Source organism: Brevibacillus sp. LEMMJ03 (assembly GCF_007197875.1).
Lineage (GTDB): Bacteria > Bacillota > Bacilli > Brevibacillales > Brevibacillaceae > Brevibacillus > Brevibacillus thermoruber.
Genome location: NZ_VKJN01000001.1, coordinates 403,615 through 419,617 on the forward strand (window position 1 = coordinate 403,615; position 16,003 = coordinate 419,617).

Sequence of the window (16,003 nt, forward strand, 5' to 3'; positions counted from 1 at the left end):
ACTGGAGTGAGACGCAGATGCTACCGAAGCAGCGCATTCTCGGCGCCCCGGTGTACCAGCCCGGGAAGCCGATCGACGATGTGAAACGAGAATTCGGCCTGACGGAAGTGATCAAGCTGGCGTCCAACGAGAACCCGTTCGGCTGCTCGCCCAAGGCGAAAGAAGCGATTGCCGCCCAACTGGATACGCTGGCCATCTATCCGGACGGCGCCAGTCTGCAGCTTCGTTGGGAGCTGGCCGAGTTTCTCGGCGTCAAGCCGGAGCAGTTGATTTTTGGCAACGGTTCGGACGAAGTGGTGCAGATGATCGCCCGCGCCTATCTGGAGGAGGGCACCAACACCGTGATGGCGACGCCCACCTTTTCGCAGTACCGCGCCAATGCCATCATCGAGGGCGCGGAGCTGATCGAGGTGCCGCTGAAAAACGGCGTGCACGACCTGGAAGCGATGGCGGCCGCGATCAACGGACAGACGCGCGTCGTCTGGGTGTGCAACCCCAACAACCCTTCCGGGACGATCGTTACGCGTGACGAGCTGGAGGCGTTTTTGCAAAAAGTCCCGAAAGACGTCCTGGTGGTGCTGGACGAGGCCTATTACGAGTACGTGGTGGATCCGGCGTATCCGCAAACCGTGCCGATGCTGAAGCAATACCCCAACCTGATCGTCCTGCGCACGTTCTCCAAAATCTACGGCCTGGCGGCGCTCCGCATCGGATACGGCATCGCGTCAGAAGAGATCGTCGGCCACCTCGACCACGTGCGCGAACCGTTCAACACCAGCACGCTGGCTCAGGCAGCCGCCCGCGCCGCGCTGAAGGACCAGGCGTTCGTGGAAGAATGCCGCAAGCGCAACCGGGAAGGCTTGAAGCAGTTGACCGACCGCTTTGACGAGTGGGGACTGTCGTATTTCCCGACCCAGACCAACTTTGTCCTGGTCGATCTGCAGCAGGACTCCGACGAGGTCTTCCGCAGACTGCTGGAGCAGGGGATCATCGTGCGCTCCGGCCGGGCGCTCGGATTCCCCGGGTATCAGCGGATCACGGTCGGCTCGGCGGAACAAAACGAAAAGGTTCTGCAGGCGCTTGGCAGCATCGTGGCCGGCGCGTTGAAATAACGAAGAAGATGCCGGCGTCCGTCCGGCATCTTTGTCTACACGTATACAGAGAGGATAGACAGTGGAGATGAAAACGACCATCACAGTAATCGGCGTCGGGTTGATCGGCGGTTCGATCGCGCTTGCCCTGCGGGAGGATCCGCACAACCGGATCATCGGCTTCGACGTCCGGCAGGATTATCTGGACAGGGCGATGACGCTCGGCGTCCTTCATGCGGGCACCACCGACCTGCAGGAGGCCGTGCGGGAAGCGGACGTGATTTTTCTCGCCGTGCCGGTGGAACAGATTTACGCCACGCTGGACCGCCTGCGCGATCTGGACCTGAAGCCCGGCGTCATCGTCACGGACGTGGGCAGCACCAAATCGGGCGTTGTCCGGTACGCCGAGGCGCATATCCCGTCCAATGTGACGTTTATCGGCGGCCACCCGATGGCCGGCTCGCACAAGTCGGGCGTGGAAGCGGCTTCGGACCGCCTGTTTGAAAATGCGTACTACGTTCTGACGCCCGCGCCGGGGACACCGGAGGAGCAGGTGGAGCGGCTCGAGAAGCTGCTGGCGCTGACCCGTGCCAAGGTGGTGCGGATGGACCCGGACGAACACGACCAGGTAGTGGGAGCGGTCAGCCATTTTCCGCATATCCTGGCGTCCGCCCTGGTCAATCTGGTGGCCGGGTACGACGACGAAAATCCCTGGCACCACCGGCTGGCGGCCGGAGGGTTTCGCGACATCACCCGCATCGCTTCCAGCAATCCGCGCATGTGGCGGGATGTGCTCCTGAACAACCGCGAGCACTTGCTGAAGATCGCCGATGACTGGACCAAGGCGCTGGACGGCGTAATGACATTGGTCCGCGAGGGAGACGCCGACGGCATCGAGCAGTTTTTCAAGTCGGCGCGTGATTTCCGCGACGGACTGCCGGAGCGGAAAAAAGGGGCGCTGCCGCCGCTGTACGACCTGTACATCGACATTCCCGACCATCCGGGAGAGATCGGCCGGATCACCACCCTGCTTGGCGCCAAGCAGATCAACATCACCAACATTCAAATCAGGGAGACCCGGGAAGACATGCTGGGCGTGCTGCGGATCACCTTCCGCTCCCTGGCGGAACTGGAAAAGGGAGAAGAACTCCTGCGCTATTTCGATTACAATGTATACAGGCGCGAGTAGACCGGCCGTGCCGTCGTACTTTGGGGCGTAGACGCTTTGACGCGCGACTGCAGCCAACGTTTTGCAACGACTGACGTAACAGAGAAAAAAGGGGAGTGGAACCGTGCTTCGCGTACAACCAGCAAAACGGATAGAAGGGACAGTCCGGGTGCCCGGAGACAAGTCGATTTCGCACCGCGCCGTCATGTTTGGCGCGCTGGCGGAGGGAACCACCACGATCGAAGGCTTTCTGCCGGGGGCTGACTGCCTGAGCACGATCGACTGCTTTCGCAGGATGGGCGTGGACATCGAGCAGGAAGGGGATCGCGTGACCGTCCACGGGAAAGGATGGTACGGCCTGCAGGAACCGTCGCAGCACCTGGACGTGGGCAACTCCGGCACGACCATCCGGCTCATGGCGGGGATCTTGGCAACGCAGCCGTTTCACGCCGTCATGGAGGGGGACGAGTCGATCGCCAAGCGGCCGATGCGGCGCGTCATCGGGCCGCTGCGCCAGATGGGGGCCAAAATTGACGGCCGCAAAGACGGCGAGTACACCCCGCTGTCCATTCGCGGCGGCGACCTGCAGGGCATCTCGTACCAGTCGCCGGTTGCCAGCGCCCAGGTGAAATCGGCGATCCTTCTGGCCGGCCTGCAGGCCAAAGGCGTCACCAGCGTGACGGAGCCTCAGCTCTCCCGCGACCATACGGAACGCATGCTGCAGGCGTTTGGCGTGAAGGTGGTCCGCGACGGTCTGACCGTATCCGTCGAGGGCGGCCAAACCTTGAAGGGCAGGGCGATCCGCGTGCCGGGCGACATCTCGTCCGCGGCGTTTCTGATCGCGGCCGTGATGATGGTGCCGGGCAGTTCCCTCTTGATCGAGAATGTGGGCATCAACCCCAGCCGCACGGGGATCATCGATGTGGTCCGCGCCATGGGCGGCCGCATCGAGCTGCAGAACGAACGGGTCGTAAACGAAGAGCCGGTAGCCGACCTGCTCGTCACCCATGCCGAGCTTCGCGGCATCGAGATCGGCGGCGAGATCATTCCGCGTCTGATCGATGAAATCCCCGTCATCGCCGTCATGGCCACGCAGGCCAGCGGCCGTACCGTGATTCGCGACGCCGAGGAGCTGCGCGTAAAAGAGACGGACCGGATCGCCACCGTCGCCAGCCAACTGTCCAGGTTTGGGGCAAAGGTAACGCCCACGCCGGACGGTCTGATCGTGGAGGGGGCGACGCCGCTCACCGGCGCGACGATCGACAGCATGGGCGACCACCGCATCGGCATGGCGATGGCGATCGCCGGTCTGGCGGCGGCGGGCGAAACGGTGATTGAGAATGACGAGGCCATCAACGTCTCCTTCCCTGGCTTTGCCGACATATTGGCGCACATCAGCAAACCGTAAGCAGAGCAGAGCAGAAGAAACCCGCCGCGCGCGGGTTTTTTTCATCGCTTTTTCCTTTTTTCGCCGCATTCCCGCCTGAGACGAAATAAGAATGTTGAAAAAAAGATTTGACAAGCGCTTACATTGCGTTATAATAAGGGTACAGTATGGTTTCTCTCCACTCCTATCCAATATATTTCTGCACGCATAGTGCTACCGCCGTTTGAATGCGCTTACATCAACGGCGGTCTTTTTTGTTCTTTTTTCGCTTTCCGCGCATAAGCTCGTACTGAAACAAGCCGCCAAGTGCGGTCGGGGGAGGGACGAGCCGTGCGGCAGGAAGAGGTCGTGATTCGTGGAGGAAGCGTCGTGACGTCATACGGAATCGTCGAAGCGGACGTCTGGATTTCCGGAGGGACAATTCGCCGGATCGCAAAAGACAGCTTGCCGAGAGAAGCGAAGGGAACGGCCCGTCCCAACGAGATCGACGCGTCCGGGATGTACCTGCTGCCCGGCTTTGTCGCCATGCCGGAACGGCCGCACGGGCGGATCAGGCGGCTGCCCGAGTACCTCGACGCGATCCGCCTGCTCATCCGGCAGGGATATACCTGTCTGGTGGACACGCTCCAGCCGGAAGCGTGGATGGATCATCCGCAGGTGCGCTATCAGACGGCGATGCACTTCAACAATCTGATCGATTACACGTGGCAGGTGGAACTGCCGGCTTCGCGGCTGAACGGCGAGACGGTGCGCAGGTGGTGCAGCGAGGGATACCGGCTGCTTCGGGTCGTCGTGCGCCGGCCCGAAGAACTTTTTCGGATGGATTGGGAAACGATTTCGCCCCTGCTGACGTCATACAAGGTGATGCTGCAGTTGCGGGTGCCGAAGGAAGCGGGACTGAATGGTGAGGAGCGTCTCCGCCTGCATCGGCAGTGGCTCTCGCTGTGCCGCTGCTGGCAGATCCGCACGTGGGTGGATGGAGAGGCGTCGCTTACCTTTGAGGAATTCGATCCGTACTACCATGTCTTCCGTCTCCGCGGCGAGGATTGTGAACGGGCGCTGCGCCATCTCGCCGGCCACTGGTTCCGTTCGCTGCCGGTCATCGCCGCGCTGGACGAGGTGCAGGTCAACCTGCGCCGGAGGGAATGGGACCCGGAATCGCTGCTGTGCCTGCTCGTTCGCGTCGCTTCGACAAACGCCGCCAAGGCCGCAGGTCTGTATCCGCGCAAAGGCTGCATCATTCCCGGGGCTGATGCCGACATTCTTTTCCTGAAAAAGGAACACTGGTTGACAAAATTTGTTCTTTCCACTATTCTCAACCTTAGTGATTTTCTTCTGCCAACATCTGTCATGTCAAAAGGAAAGTGGTTGTACCGCAACCAGTGCTTTGCTTCGACCATAGGAATGGGACGATGCCTCCTCGACATCAAGCCTTATAATTATGTCATATAACCCCAAATCTGGGGGTTTTTTCGTAGAGGATTCCGGCCGCCAGGCGAGGAAAAAGAATCGCCTAGGCAGCGCAACTTTTTACATCCCCGGCAGTCTAATGTAACAAAGGCCGCTGAGGGATCGGAATCGCAATAGGAGGTAATCCTGCACATGACCGATTCCCAGCTTATCCGCGAAATAAAAGAAGGCAACCTGGAATGCTATGCCGAACTGATCCGGCGATACGAAAAAAAGATTCTTGCATTTGTCACCCACTTGCTGCGCCAGGCCCATCTGGAGCACATGGCGGAGGATATCTGTCAGGAGACGTTTTACAAGGCGTATAAAAGCATTCACTCGTTCCGCGATGTAGAAGCGACCTTTTCTACCTGGCTCTACACCATTGCCCGCAATACCGTGCTGAGCGAGCTGCGCAAAAGCCGGAATTCGGACGTATACCTCGAGGATAACCCGCAAGTGCCGCTTGCGTCGTACGAGCGCCTGCCGGAGCAGGTCCTGCTGCGCAACGAACGGGAGCACCTGGTCAGACAGGCCATCAACAACCTGCCGGAAAAGCAGCGCTCGGCCTTGATCCTGAGGGAATACGAGCAGATGGATTACAACGAGATCGCCACCATTCTGGATTTGACGGTGAGTTCGGTGAAATCCCTGTTGTTTCGCGCGCGGCAGAGCATTAGAGCACAGTTGGAAGCCTACATCCTGGACCCTCATTTGGATGAAGCTGAAGGGATGAATCGATGATGAAATGTGAAGAAGTACAGGAATTGATGCCGGATTACGCCGACGGCCTGCTGTCCGAAGTGACGCGCCGGCGGATTGACAACCACTTGACGAGCTGCCGCGCCTGCGACGCCGACTACGCGCTGTGGAAAGACAGCGGCGACTGGATGAAGTCGGACAGGGAGCAGTACCACGCGGTCGCGCCTTCCAAGTCGATCGTCGATGCCGTGATGGCCCGGATTCTTTCGGAAGAGAAGTGGGCGATTCCGATCGGGAGAAAAGTGTTTACCGTGACGGCCCGCATGCGTCGCGTGGGCGCGTGTGCCGCGATTATCCTGCTGATGCTCTGTTCGTTTACGCTGTACGTCAATACGAGCAGTACGGAGCAGGCCAACTCCCTGATGATCGACGGGGAAGTGGTGGCGATGGGGAAAAAGGCGCAGGTCATCACGTCCTCCATGCAGACGGCGGACGGCACCTACGTCGTGGAACCGCAGCCGTTGGTATCTGACGAAAAGCCACTGGTGAAGGGGACCGCCTCGATCGTCCCGTTCAACGGCGATCATGAGCCGACCGACCCGGCCAAACCCAACTACGGGATCATGCTCAGCGTGTTTGGCATTTTGGTCACCGTCCTCTCCATGAGTTGGCTGACACGGGCATAATGGTATATGATCTTATAGAAGGAACATACGGAAAAAGACCGTCTTCGGACGGTCTTTTGCGGCTCTTTCGCACGACAAGAGCAACCATACATACGAGGTGAGGACGATGACAGACAAATGGCTGTACGTCATAGACGAAGCGATCAAACGGATTGAAAACGACGAGGTGGAACTGGGGCTCAAAGCGCTGCAAAAGGTGCAGGAGCACGGCAAGGATTTGCCGGAGGTAATGATGTACCTGGCGGAAGTGTGGTACCGCCTCGGCCATCTCGAACAGGCCTCCAGCCTGCTCTCCGACATTTTGCGGGAACATCCCGAGCTGGAGGCGCCGCAGCGGCGCGAATGCCAGATGCTGCTGGCGGAAATCGCGCTGGACCTGAGCGATTTTGAGACCGCGCAGCACCTGCTGTACGAATTGAAGGAATCGGGGTTTGAACACATCCGGCTGGACCTGCTGCTGGCCGATCTTTACGCCATGCAGGACCTCGACGAAGTGGCGGTCAAGTACCTGGAACAGGCCCGCCAGAAGGAGCCGGACGATCCCGACATCCTCGCCGCGCTGGGCGACATGTACTTCCGGGTGGGACGCGACGCGGAGGCGCTGAAGCTCCTGGAGCAGGCCGGGGAGGAGAGCCTGCCGCTGCTCATGGCCAAGGGACGCTCGCTCGCCCAAAACGGGCAGTTTGAACAGGCCTATCAGGTGTATCGCCAGGCGTTGGCCCTGGAGCGCTCGGAGGAGGTGCTGTACGGCTGCGCGCTGATGGCGTTTCACCTCGGCAGGCTGGAGGAAGCGGCGGAGCTGGTGGCCAGCCTGCAGGCGATCGACGAGGAATACGTCGCCTCCTATCCGCTTGCGGCTGACATCTACCTCTCGCTCGGCCGGACGGAAAAGGCGATCGATGCGCTGAAGCAATACGTGGCGCTGTCCGGGTTTGACCTGGACCACATTCGCCGCCTGATCGCCCTCTTGACGCAAGCGGGCCGATATGAAGAAGCCAAGGAATACCAAAAGCTGCACGACGAATGGAATGTGGACGACGAATAGCAAACTGCCCTGACAGGAAGCCGCGCTGGCGGCTTCCTGTTTATTTTGCCGCAATTTGGCAAGAATGAAGGGTAAGAAAAACCCTCGCAAAGAAGGGATGCGCAGATGAACTTGGCTGAGATCTTGGTCTACACCGATATCCGGCAGCTCCATCAAATCGCCGATTACTACGGCTGCGAATGCAACCCTCACTCCAAGAATGAACTGATCACGTCGCTTCTCGCCAATTTGCGGTACCGGCAGACCATCGCCCGGGAAGTGGAGCAGCTTTCCCTGGAAGAAGTCCATTTTTTCCTCCTGCTCTTTCTCGACAAGCGCACGGTGCTGTCGCTGGAAGATCTGCTGGCCAAGGCCGGCTTGGCACTGGATGCGCACAAGGAGCGGAAGGCGGAAGAAGCGCGCAAATTTATCGCCGACGCGATGCGGCGCGGCTGGATCTTTCCGGCGAAAAGCAGGACGGCCGGCCAGTACCAGATTCCCCTGGACATGCGGGAACCGTACCTGCAGGCGTGGCTGGACAAATGGCGGGACACCGTCACGGCAGCGGAACCGGCGGCCTACCGCGACGAAGGAACTGCACTCTGCGACGATATCATGCAATTTTTACAATTCCTGCAGCAGGAGCCTGTGCCGCTGACCGCGGACGGCGCCATGTACAAGCGGTACCAGCAGCAGCTGTTTCAGTTTCTGCACGTCAAGGAAGAGCCGCTCCCGCCGCAGAAATGGCGCTTCGGCTACGGGCTTCACTTCGACCTGTACCCGGACCGGTTTTCGCTGCTCTACGACTTCTGCTACTACCAGAAATGGATCGAGGAGTCGCCGGGACGGGTGATGCTGACGGAAGCGGGGGAAGAACGGCTGAAACAGCCGTATGACGATCACCTGCACCACGATCTGATCCGCTTCTGGATGCGGCTGTACAAGCGGGCGGTCCCCAATCTGCCGATGCTGGTCCAACTGATTCCCCTGCTGGGGGCGGGAGGATGGGTCAGCCAGGACGCGCTTTCGGACCGGCTGCTTTCCTGGATCAGGCCGTTTTACTACGATGATGCGGTCAACATTTTGACCAACCGCGTTCTAAAAATGATGGTCCATCTGGGACTGCTCCGTGTCGGGCAGGACGAAAGCGGTCAGTGGCTGTACGCCGGGACGTATGCCAGCCAGACATGGCTTCGCAAATACAATGGCTTTACCGAAACGACTATTCTGCTGAAGTGAGGGATGTATCATGGAGTGGCCAAATTTCTATTCCAATGCGTACGGGACAAACAACCAACTGGTGTCGGGGCTGTTGTCGGAAATGGTGATTGACGAGCAGGTGCGCCTGTACCGCAAGCGCACCCTGTACCAGGAGATCGACGAAGCGCTGGCGATGAAAAACAAGGAGCGGTTCATGCGCCTGACCGACGAACTGCGCGAGATCATGGCCTACGAACAATCGTAATTCCGGGCGGGACATGACGATTGCCTGTCTCCTCCTCTTCGTGGTACGCTAGTTTCCAGATGTTAATGGAAAGAGGAGACGCCTTATGCAGTGGAACGTTCAAGAACTGGAGAATTGGGAGGAGCTGCGGACCTACGTGGATACCGCGCTGCTCCCTCTTTATTTGTACCGGCCGGAGAAGCCGGTGAACGAGCACGTGCAGCGGATGAGTTATCTGGTGCAGGTGGCCGCCTCGATCGAACAGCGTTTGAAGGGCCGGGTGCTGATGTTCCCGATCTGTTACCAGATCGGCGACGAGCCGCTTGCCCAACGGCTGCCGGCCGGGTTTGCCCACTACGTCCTGCTGCAGTTCAGCGGGGAGCGGCTGGATGCGCGCGTGGATGAAGGCAGACTGTTGAGGCTGACAGTGGGGGATGAAGACCTGGATTCCGCGCTCCGCTTTGAGGTGACCGTCGATGTCCTCAGCCGGGAAATTATTCGTCTCTGGCAGCACGGCGACCGTCAATAGACGGAGATATTTCAGGAAATACTATATCAATCAGGGGAGAGTTGCCATATTTGACAAAATGGCAACAATCTCTCAATCAGACGAGGTTGGTGCCGGGCGCGTCCCCCGGATATTCTTGACATCTCTATAGGCGTTAGCTATGATTGGGATTGACCTAGTGTATATGTATGGAAATCGCCATTGTTGCGCTATTCTACAGAGTAAGGAGGGAAAAAGACATGGGCGACAAACGGGAAATTTCCAGACGTACGTTTCTCAACTACGCACTCATGGGAACGGGCGGATTCCTCGCTGCGGGAATGATCACACCAATGATTCGTTTTGCAGTCGACCCCTTGCTGAAAGGCCATGCGGGTACAGATAAAGTGGCTGTCGGCAGCGTGGACGAGTTCGGTCCCGAGCCGAAGCGTGTGGATTTCAAGGTACATACCAAGGACGGTTGGTATGAGTCCGAGTCGACGCTGGCTGCGTGGGTGACCAAGAATGAGAAGGGCGAGATCCTCGCACTGTCCCCGATCTGTAAGCACTTGGGCTGTACAGTGGACTGGAACACGAGCCCGGATCACCCGAACCAGTATTTCTGTCCGTGCCACCTGGGACGTTACGACAAGGAAGGTGCGCACATTCTGGGAACTCCGCCGACAGCATCCCTCGATGAATACGAGACGGAAGTGAAGGACGGCAAGCTCTATCTGGGCAAACTGAAACCAAATCCTCGTCCGGGGGTGAGTGGCTAAGATGTTGCAAAAAATGTATGACTGGGTTGATGAGCGCCTGAACATCACCCCGATGTGGCGCGATTTGGCCGACCACGAAGTGCCAGAGCACGTAAACCCGGCGCACCATTTTTCCGCGTTTGTGTATTGCTTTGGTGGCCTTACGTTCTTTATTACAGTCATCCAAATCCTGTCCGGTATGTTCCTGACCATGTACTATGTACCGGACATTATCAATGCGTATGAATCGGTCAAGTACCTGCAGAACGAAGTGGCATTCGGGGTGATCGTCCGCGGCATGCACCACTGGGGGGCCAGCCTGGTCATCGTGATGATGTTTCTGCACACGCTGCGCGTGTTCTTTACCGGTTCGTACAAAAAACCGCGTGAAATGAACTGGGTAGTGGGCGTGCTGATTTTCTTCGTCATGCTCGGCCTCGGTTTCACCGGTTACCTGCTGCCGTGGGACAACACGGCGTACTTCGCGACCAAGGTAGGTCTGGAGATCGCGAACTCCGTGCCGCTGATCGGTCCGTACGCCAAGACCCTGCTGACCGGCGGCGACATCGTAGGGGCGCAAACCCTGTCCCGCTTCTTTGCGATTCACGTGTTCTTCCTGCCGGGAGCCCTCTTGGGTCTGTTGGGAGCACACTTCATCATGATTCGCGCGCAAGGTATCTCGGGTCCACTATGATGAGTCTTCGATTTTAAGGAGGAAATAGCATGGCGAAACATGACAAAGATGCTACCTTCGTCGGAGACTCCCGGATACCGGCGAAGCGCATTCCGAACATTGCCCCGTCGTACTCCGACTTTCCGGGAAAAACGGAGCCGTTCTGGCCGAACTTCCTGTTGAAAGAGTGGATGGTGGCAGCCGTCTGTCTGGTCGGGTTTCTGGTGCTGACAGTCTCTCACCCGTCGCCGCTGACCGACAAGGCGAACCCGAACGATACGTCGTTCGTTCCGCTGCCGGACTGGTACTTCCTGTTCCTGTATCAGATGCTCAAGTATCCGTGGGCAGCAGGTGACTGGGTAGTCCTGGGCACCGTCATCATTCCGGGTATCGCATTTGGAGCGCTGCTGCTGGCTCCGTGGCTGGATACCGGCAAAGAACGCCGTCCGTCCCGCCGTCCGGTGGCAACCGGTCTGATGATGACTGCGCTGGTATCGATTTTCTACCTGACGTGGGCAGCAGACCATGAGCACTCCCTGAACCACGCGTCCAATCACGGCGGAAGCGGCAGTGGAGGCGGGTCCAACGCGGCCGCTCCGGCGCCGGCTGATCCGAGCTTCAAGGCCGATGCACTGTGGACGGCTCAAACGGGCTGCATGGGCTGCCACGGCAAGAACATGGAAGGCGGCATGGGGCCGAATCTGCAGAAGATCGGCAGCAAGTATGACGCGAACCAGATTGCCGAAATCATCAAGAACGGGAAACCGCCGGCAATGCCGGGCGGCCTGATCAAGGATGAAGCGGAAATCAAGAAATTGGCTGAGTACATGGCAACGTTGAAATAAGCCCATACAAGAAAAGCTGACTGACGTTCGGTCAGCTTTTTCTTTAACGGCGCACATAGCGGGAGACGATGTTCATGAGCTGGTTATGGGAGTGGTTCTGGCAGTCTTTGGGGAAAAGGTGGTTTCTCTGGACCCTGTTCGTCGTCAACTTGCTGGGAACCATCTACGGCTTTGTCTGGTACAGCAATCAACTGGCAGCTACCCCGGGGTACTTGCGGCCGTTTGTTCCGGACAGTCCGACGGGGAGCGGACTATTTACCATCGTGCTGTTTACCTACTTGATGGGACGGCACATCCCGGTGCTGGAAGCTCTGGCCGGCATCACCAATTTTAAATACGGCGTATGGGCGGTAGGCATCATCGTGGCCGGATGGCTCTTGGGTGACGAGGTAAGCGGGACGGATATCATGCTTATGATCTCCCATGCAGGCATGGCGGCCGAATCGGTGCTGTATGCCCGATTTTTCAAGCTGAGCTGGCTGCCGGTGGGAATCGCTGCACTGTGGACGTTGAATAACGATTTCCTCGATTACGTCATGGCCATCCATCCGTGGCTGCCTGCCGTGCTTGATCCGTATGAGGGAATCGTCGGTCTCTGCACGGTTCTGCTCAGCCTGATTTCCATTGCGGTGATCTGGTTCACCAACGCGCGGTTCAGCAGAAACAAGGTCTAATCTTGTCCTCCTTTCCATAGTCTGTACTAGGGGAAGGAGGGTTTTTGCTTTGAAAAAAAACATCCGGTTTCTGCTGTTCTTCCTGATCATCGGGCTGATGCTGGCCTGGCCCATCCATACGTTGATCAACAGGCTTGACCGTCCGGCCGAAGAAAAACAGTTGGCCGCGTTGGATCACATAGCGCAAGAACTGTTAACCCATACGAAAAAAGGGGAGCTGGAGGAGGCGCAGGAGAAGATTCGGCTGCTGGCGGAACGCTTTCCCCAGCAGCGCCTGCCCGTCTCGCTGCGGATCGACAGTCTGAACGCCGTGACGCAGTCGATCCTGGCGGCGAAAAACAGTTTCGCCATGTCCAGCACGAGCGATCAACTGCTGTGGCACGCGACCCGCGTGAGGATCGCCATCGACGCGCTTACCCATGATCATCAGCCGATGTGGCGGAGCTACTACGTTTCCTATGCCACCCAGATGCAAAATCTGATGGAGTCGGCGGTGGAGCGGAATTTTGACCAGTTTCGCCAGCAATTTGACGAAAACACCCGCCTGTATCTGGCGATCAAACCGGCGATGAGCATCCATCTGCGGGAAGAGCAGATCAAGCAGATCGACGCCGCGTACGATCTCATCTCCAAAGAGCTGCGCCGCAGCCGGATCGAGTGGCAGATGGTTCGGAACGCCCTGCGCGATCTGAACGGCACGATGCAGTCCGCGTTCATCGGAAAGGATCAGAGCGCCATCGCCCTGTTGATCCATCCGGCTTCGCCGTTTCCGGTGTTTGTGGCGATTGTCGGAGCGGTGCTGCTGACGCTGGCGTATGTGGCCTGGAAAAAATACCGGGGGCAGATGCACTCTGCCTGACTGTGCGGAGGCGTACCGGAACATATTCGTCCGACGGGAGAACCTTCCGTTTCCCTGCAGGGCCCCTTTACAGACAGAGAGCTTCTACCTTGTGCGTAGAAGCTCTCTGTTCATTTTAGGAGAAGGACACACCTGCAGAATCGGTGTATGGTACGGCGGTGGAGGATGAGGGATGCGGCTGCAATGGGGAGCCGGATCGGAAGGGGAAGAGACGTGTACCACCAGCGGACGGCCGTCTGTTTTTGCTCCCAACCGGGGCTTTCCTGCGACAGACGCATAGGCAGCGCGCAAGATCGAAATAATGAGGGATGAAAAGAGGGCAAGGAGGTTGTCATGACCATCAAGTGGGTTTCCTTTCTCGCCGGGTCGTTCGCCGGGGCATTCCTGGCCATTCTCTGTGCGGGTCTGATCGCCATCGTGTTTGCCCGGCCATTGATCAAATGGGGGATCGGGCGCTTTACGAAACGGCTGATGGCTGACCGTTACCCGGAAAACATCTGGGAGATGGTGTCGGCGCTCACGAGAACAAGCCCCAGGATCGTCGTGGAAAACAGTCTGCGGGCATCCAGCGGCGGCATAATCGAGCGGCCGTTCGGCAGTCCGCGCAAGTTTCTGGACTTTGACGGCCTGGTTTTTTCTCCCGCTCAGCTTGCCACGCTTCCCGCACCGGAAAATGCTCCCGTCGACATGATGATCACAATCGGCCCGCTTGCCCAACGGCCGCTGATCCTGAACATCCCCCTGATGGCCGGCGCAATGGGCTACGGCATCGGGGTATCCGAGAAAGTAAAAATCGCGATCGCCAAAGGAACGGCAGCGGTCGGAACCGCGACGAACTCGGGCGAAGGACCTTTGCTGCCCGAAGAGAGGGCACTCGCCGCCCATTACATCCTGCAGTACAATTCCGGGCACTGGTCGAAAGAGCCGGAGACTCTCCGGCAGGCAGACGCGATCGAGATTCATTTCGGTCAAGGTGCGACAGCCGGTGCCGCGAGCAGAATCCCGCCCAAGTATTTGAAGGGAAGGGCTCGTGAACTTCTGCAGGTTCCGGACGGTGAGGGCCTCGTCATCCCTTCCCGTCATTCGGAAATCGTCAAACCGCAGGACCTGAAGCCCCTGGTCGACAGACTGCGCTCCCTAACCTATGGCATCCCCATTGGCGTGAAGATGTGTGCCAGCGGAAAGCTGGAAGCCGACCTGGAAGCGGCAGTTCAGGCCGGGGTGGATTTTATCAGTCTGGACGGCGGACAGGCCGGCACAAAAGGAGGGCCGCCGATTTTGGAAGACGACTTTGGCCTGCCGACGATTTTCGCCTTGTCTCGCGCTGTTCACTATCTGAAAAAGCGGGGAGTAAAAGACCGGATCAGCCTCTTGACAGGTGGAGGATATGCTACGCCCGGCCAATGTTTGAAAGCGCTCGCCTTGGGAGCGGACGCCGTGTACATGGGAACAGCCCTGCTGTGGGCCATGACCCATGATCAGGTGACAAAAGCCATTCCGTGGGAGCCGCCCACGCAGCTTGCCTATTACACGGGCAGCCAAAAGGACGAGTTTCAAATCGAGAAGGCCGCGCAGTCTTTGGAGAACTTTTTTCAATCCTTTGCAGAAGAGATGAAAATCGCCATTCGTGCGTTGGGAAAAACCTCCTTGAGGGACGTGAACGCGGACGATCTGGTAGCGCTCGACGAATGGACGAGCACGGTAACGAAGGTTCGGCTGGTCAGTCAACCATATGAGATCGTTCCCGGCGCATCGTCAGCTGAAGCGGAACCTGCCGCCGCTGCGCCGACACCGGGAAAGGAATCGGCAGAGGAGCGAGGGACAGAACACGAGCGGCAAAGTGTTCTGAGTCTGTTCCAAACGTTTTGACACGACAAGCGAGAGGAGGGGGCTGACATCAAAGGCACGTGGATCATGACGCAGACATGGGACGATCTTCTGTTTGCCCATTGGCCTGTTCCTGCTGAAAGGATTCGGCAGTTTGTTCCTCCTCCTTTGGAAGTGGATACATTTGACGGCATGGCGTGGATTGGCGTCATTCCGTTTGAAATGAGCGAGATCCGGCTCAGGTTTCTGCCGGTCATTCCCTATACGGTTCCGTTTCCGGAAATCAATGTGCGCACGTACGTGATCGCAGGCGGAAAACCGGCGGTATTCTTTTTGACACTGGACGCGTCCAATCCGGTGGCCATCCGTGCCGCCACATGGACGTATCACCTTCCGTACTACCCTGCCGGAATGACAATCAAACGAACGGCAGCGGGTATCGATTTCCAGAGCGAGCGGAAAGGGGGGGCACAGCGGTTCGACGCGATCTACCGGCCCACTTCCGAACCGTTCACGGCGAGACCGGGCAGCATTGAGCATTGGCTGACCGAGCGTTACCGTTTTTGCTGTGTGTGCCGCCGCACGCAGCGGATCTACGGCGGGGACATTTACCATGAGCCATGGCGGCTGCAGGTCGCCCAAGCGGTGATCCGGGAAAACACGATGGCGGACCTGTACGGAGTAGAAATGTCCAAGGCCCCTGTGCACCTGCATTATGCACAGGGCGTGAAAGCGTGGATTTGGCGGTGCAGAAGGATGTTCGGATGACAGGTTGTCGCCGGGCTGCAAGCACGGCGGGAACAGGCCGCACGAGCGACACGGTCTTTTGTGCGAAGGGATTGCGACAAAACACATTCAATCGTAGTGAAAAAGCTGGCCACGATCGCGTACCGGAGCCAGCTTGCCGCCTAGTTTTTTCCGTTCCACAA

The 16,003-nt window shown here is 58.4% G+C and carries 17 protein-coding genes; all 17 read left to right on the top strand.

Going from position 1 to position 16,003, the window contains the following annotated elements:
* Positions 1-17 precede the first annotated feature (17 nt).
* The 17 genes from hisC (at position 18) to FOI68_RS02085 (ending at position 15,842) form a co-directional block, all read left to right on the top strand.
* A complete protein-coding gene (gene hisC / locus FOI68_RS02005; protein WP_143862166.1) occupies positions 18-1,112 on the top strand; it encodes a histidinol-phosphate transaminase in 1,095 nt (364 codons plus the stop codon).
* Positions 1,113-1,179: 67 nt separating this feature from the next.
* Positions 1,180-2,280 (top strand): prephenate dehydrogenase, encoded by a 1,101-nt coding sequence (locus tag FOI68_RS02010; RefSeq protein ID WP_044898459.1) that lies wholly within the window; start codon positions 1,180-1,182, stop codon positions 2,278-2,280.
* A 103-nt stretch (positions 2,281-2,383) separates the two neighbouring features.
* Complete coding sequence (gene aroA, locus FOI68_RS02015) at positions 2,384-3,667, top strand: 3-phosphoshikimate 1-carboxyvinyltransferase (protein ID WP_143862167.1); 1,284 nt, start codon at positions 2,384-2,386, stop codon at positions 3,665-3,667.
* A 309-nt stretch (positions 3,668-3,976) separates the two neighbouring features.
* Positions 3,977-5,098, top strand: coding sequence for an amidohydrolase family protein (locus tag FOI68_RS02020; RefSeq protein ID WP_143862168.1), 1,122 nt, complete (start codon positions 3,977-3,979; stop codon positions 5,096-5,098).
* A 150-nt stretch (positions 5,099-5,248) separates the two neighbouring features.
* Positions 5,249-5,839, top strand: coding sequence for an RNA polymerase sigma factor (locus FOI68_RS02025; protein WP_029099621.1), 591 nt, complete (start codon positions 5,249-5,251; stop codon positions 5,837-5,839).
* Positions 5,836-6,483: a zf-HC2 domain-containing protein gene (locus FOI68_RS02030; RefSeq protein ID WP_051188216.1), complete on the top strand. Its 648-nt coding sequence runs from the start codon at positions 5,836-5,838 to the stop codon at positions 6,481-6,483. The genes FOI68_RS02025 and FOI68_RS02030 overlap by 4 nt, the downstream gene beginning before the upstream one ends.
* Positions 6,484-6,589: 106 nt before the next feature.
* A complete protein-coding gene (locus FOI68_RS02035) occupies positions 6,590-7,528 on the top strand; it encodes a tetratricopeptide repeat protein (RefSeq protein ID WP_029099623.1) in 939 nt (312 codons plus the stop codon).
* A gap of 105 nt (positions 7,529-7,633) precedes the next feature.
* Positions 7,634-8,746 carry a hypothetical protein gene (locus FOI68_RS02040; protein ID WP_029099624.1) on the top strand — a complete coding sequence of 371 codons (1,113 nt, stop codon included), beginning with the start codon at positions 7,634-7,636 and terminating at the stop codon, positions 8,744-8,746.
* 10 nt (positions 8,747-8,756) lie between these two features.
* Positions 8,757-8,972 carry an IDEAL domain-containing protein gene (locus FOI68_RS02045; protein WP_029099625.1) on the top strand — a complete coding sequence of 72 codons (216 nt, stop codon included), beginning with the start codon at positions 8,757-8,759 and terminating at the stop codon, positions 8,970-8,972.
* A gap of 85 nt (positions 8,973-9,057) precedes the next feature.
* On the top strand, positions 9,058-9,480 hold the full coding sequence (locus FOI68_RS02050; RefSeq protein ID WP_029099626.1) for a DUF2487 family protein: 423 nt from the start codon (positions 9,058-9,060) through the stop codon (positions 9,478-9,480).
* 218 nt (positions 9,481-9,698) lie between these two features.
* Positions 9,699-10,217, top strand: coding sequence for a Rieske (2Fe-2S) protein (locus tag FOI68_RS02055; protein WP_029099627.1), 519 nt, complete (start codon positions 9,699-9,701; stop codon positions 10,215-10,217).
* A 1-nt stretch (position 10,218) separates the two neighbouring features.
* The gene (gene qcrB / locus FOI68_RS02060) at positions 10,219-10,890 is read left to right on the top strand and encodes a menaquinol-cytochrome c reductase cytochrome b subunit (RefSeq protein WP_029099628.1); all 672 of its coding nucleotides are present in this window, start codon (positions 10,219-10,221) and stop codon (positions 10,888-10,890) included.
* A 29-nt stretch (positions 10,891-10,919) separates the two neighbouring features.
* A complete protein-coding gene (locus FOI68_RS02065; RefSeq protein WP_029099629.1) occupies positions 10,920-11,714 on the top strand; it encodes a c-type cytochrome in 795 nt (264 codons plus the stop codon).
* Positions 11,715-11,788: 74 nt separating this feature from the next.
* Positions 11,789-12,388, top strand: coding sequence for a DUF1405 domain-containing protein (locus tag FOI68_RS02070; RefSeq protein ID WP_065066311.1), 600 nt, complete (start codon positions 11,789-11,791; stop codon positions 12,386-12,388).
* 49 nt (positions 12,389-12,437) lie between these two features.
* Positions 12,438-13,247, top strand: a complete 810-nt coding sequence (locus tag FOI68_RS02075) for a sporulation protein YpjB (protein ID WP_143862169.1) — start codon at positions 12,438-12,440, stop codon at positions 13,245-13,247.
* Positions 13,248-13,580: 333 nt separating this feature from the next.
* Complete coding sequence (locus FOI68_RS02080) at positions 13,581-15,116, top strand: FMN-binding glutamate synthase family protein (protein WP_143862170.1); 1,536 nt, start codon at positions 13,581-13,583, stop codon at positions 15,114-15,116.
* Positions 15,117-15,161: 45 nt separating this feature from the next.
* Positions 15,162-15,842, top strand: coding sequence for a YqjF family protein (locus FOI68_RS02085; protein ID WP_143862171.1), 681 nt, complete (start codon positions 15,162-15,164; stop codon positions 15,840-15,842).
* The last annotated feature ends 161 nt before the right edge of the window (positions 15,843-16,003 follow it).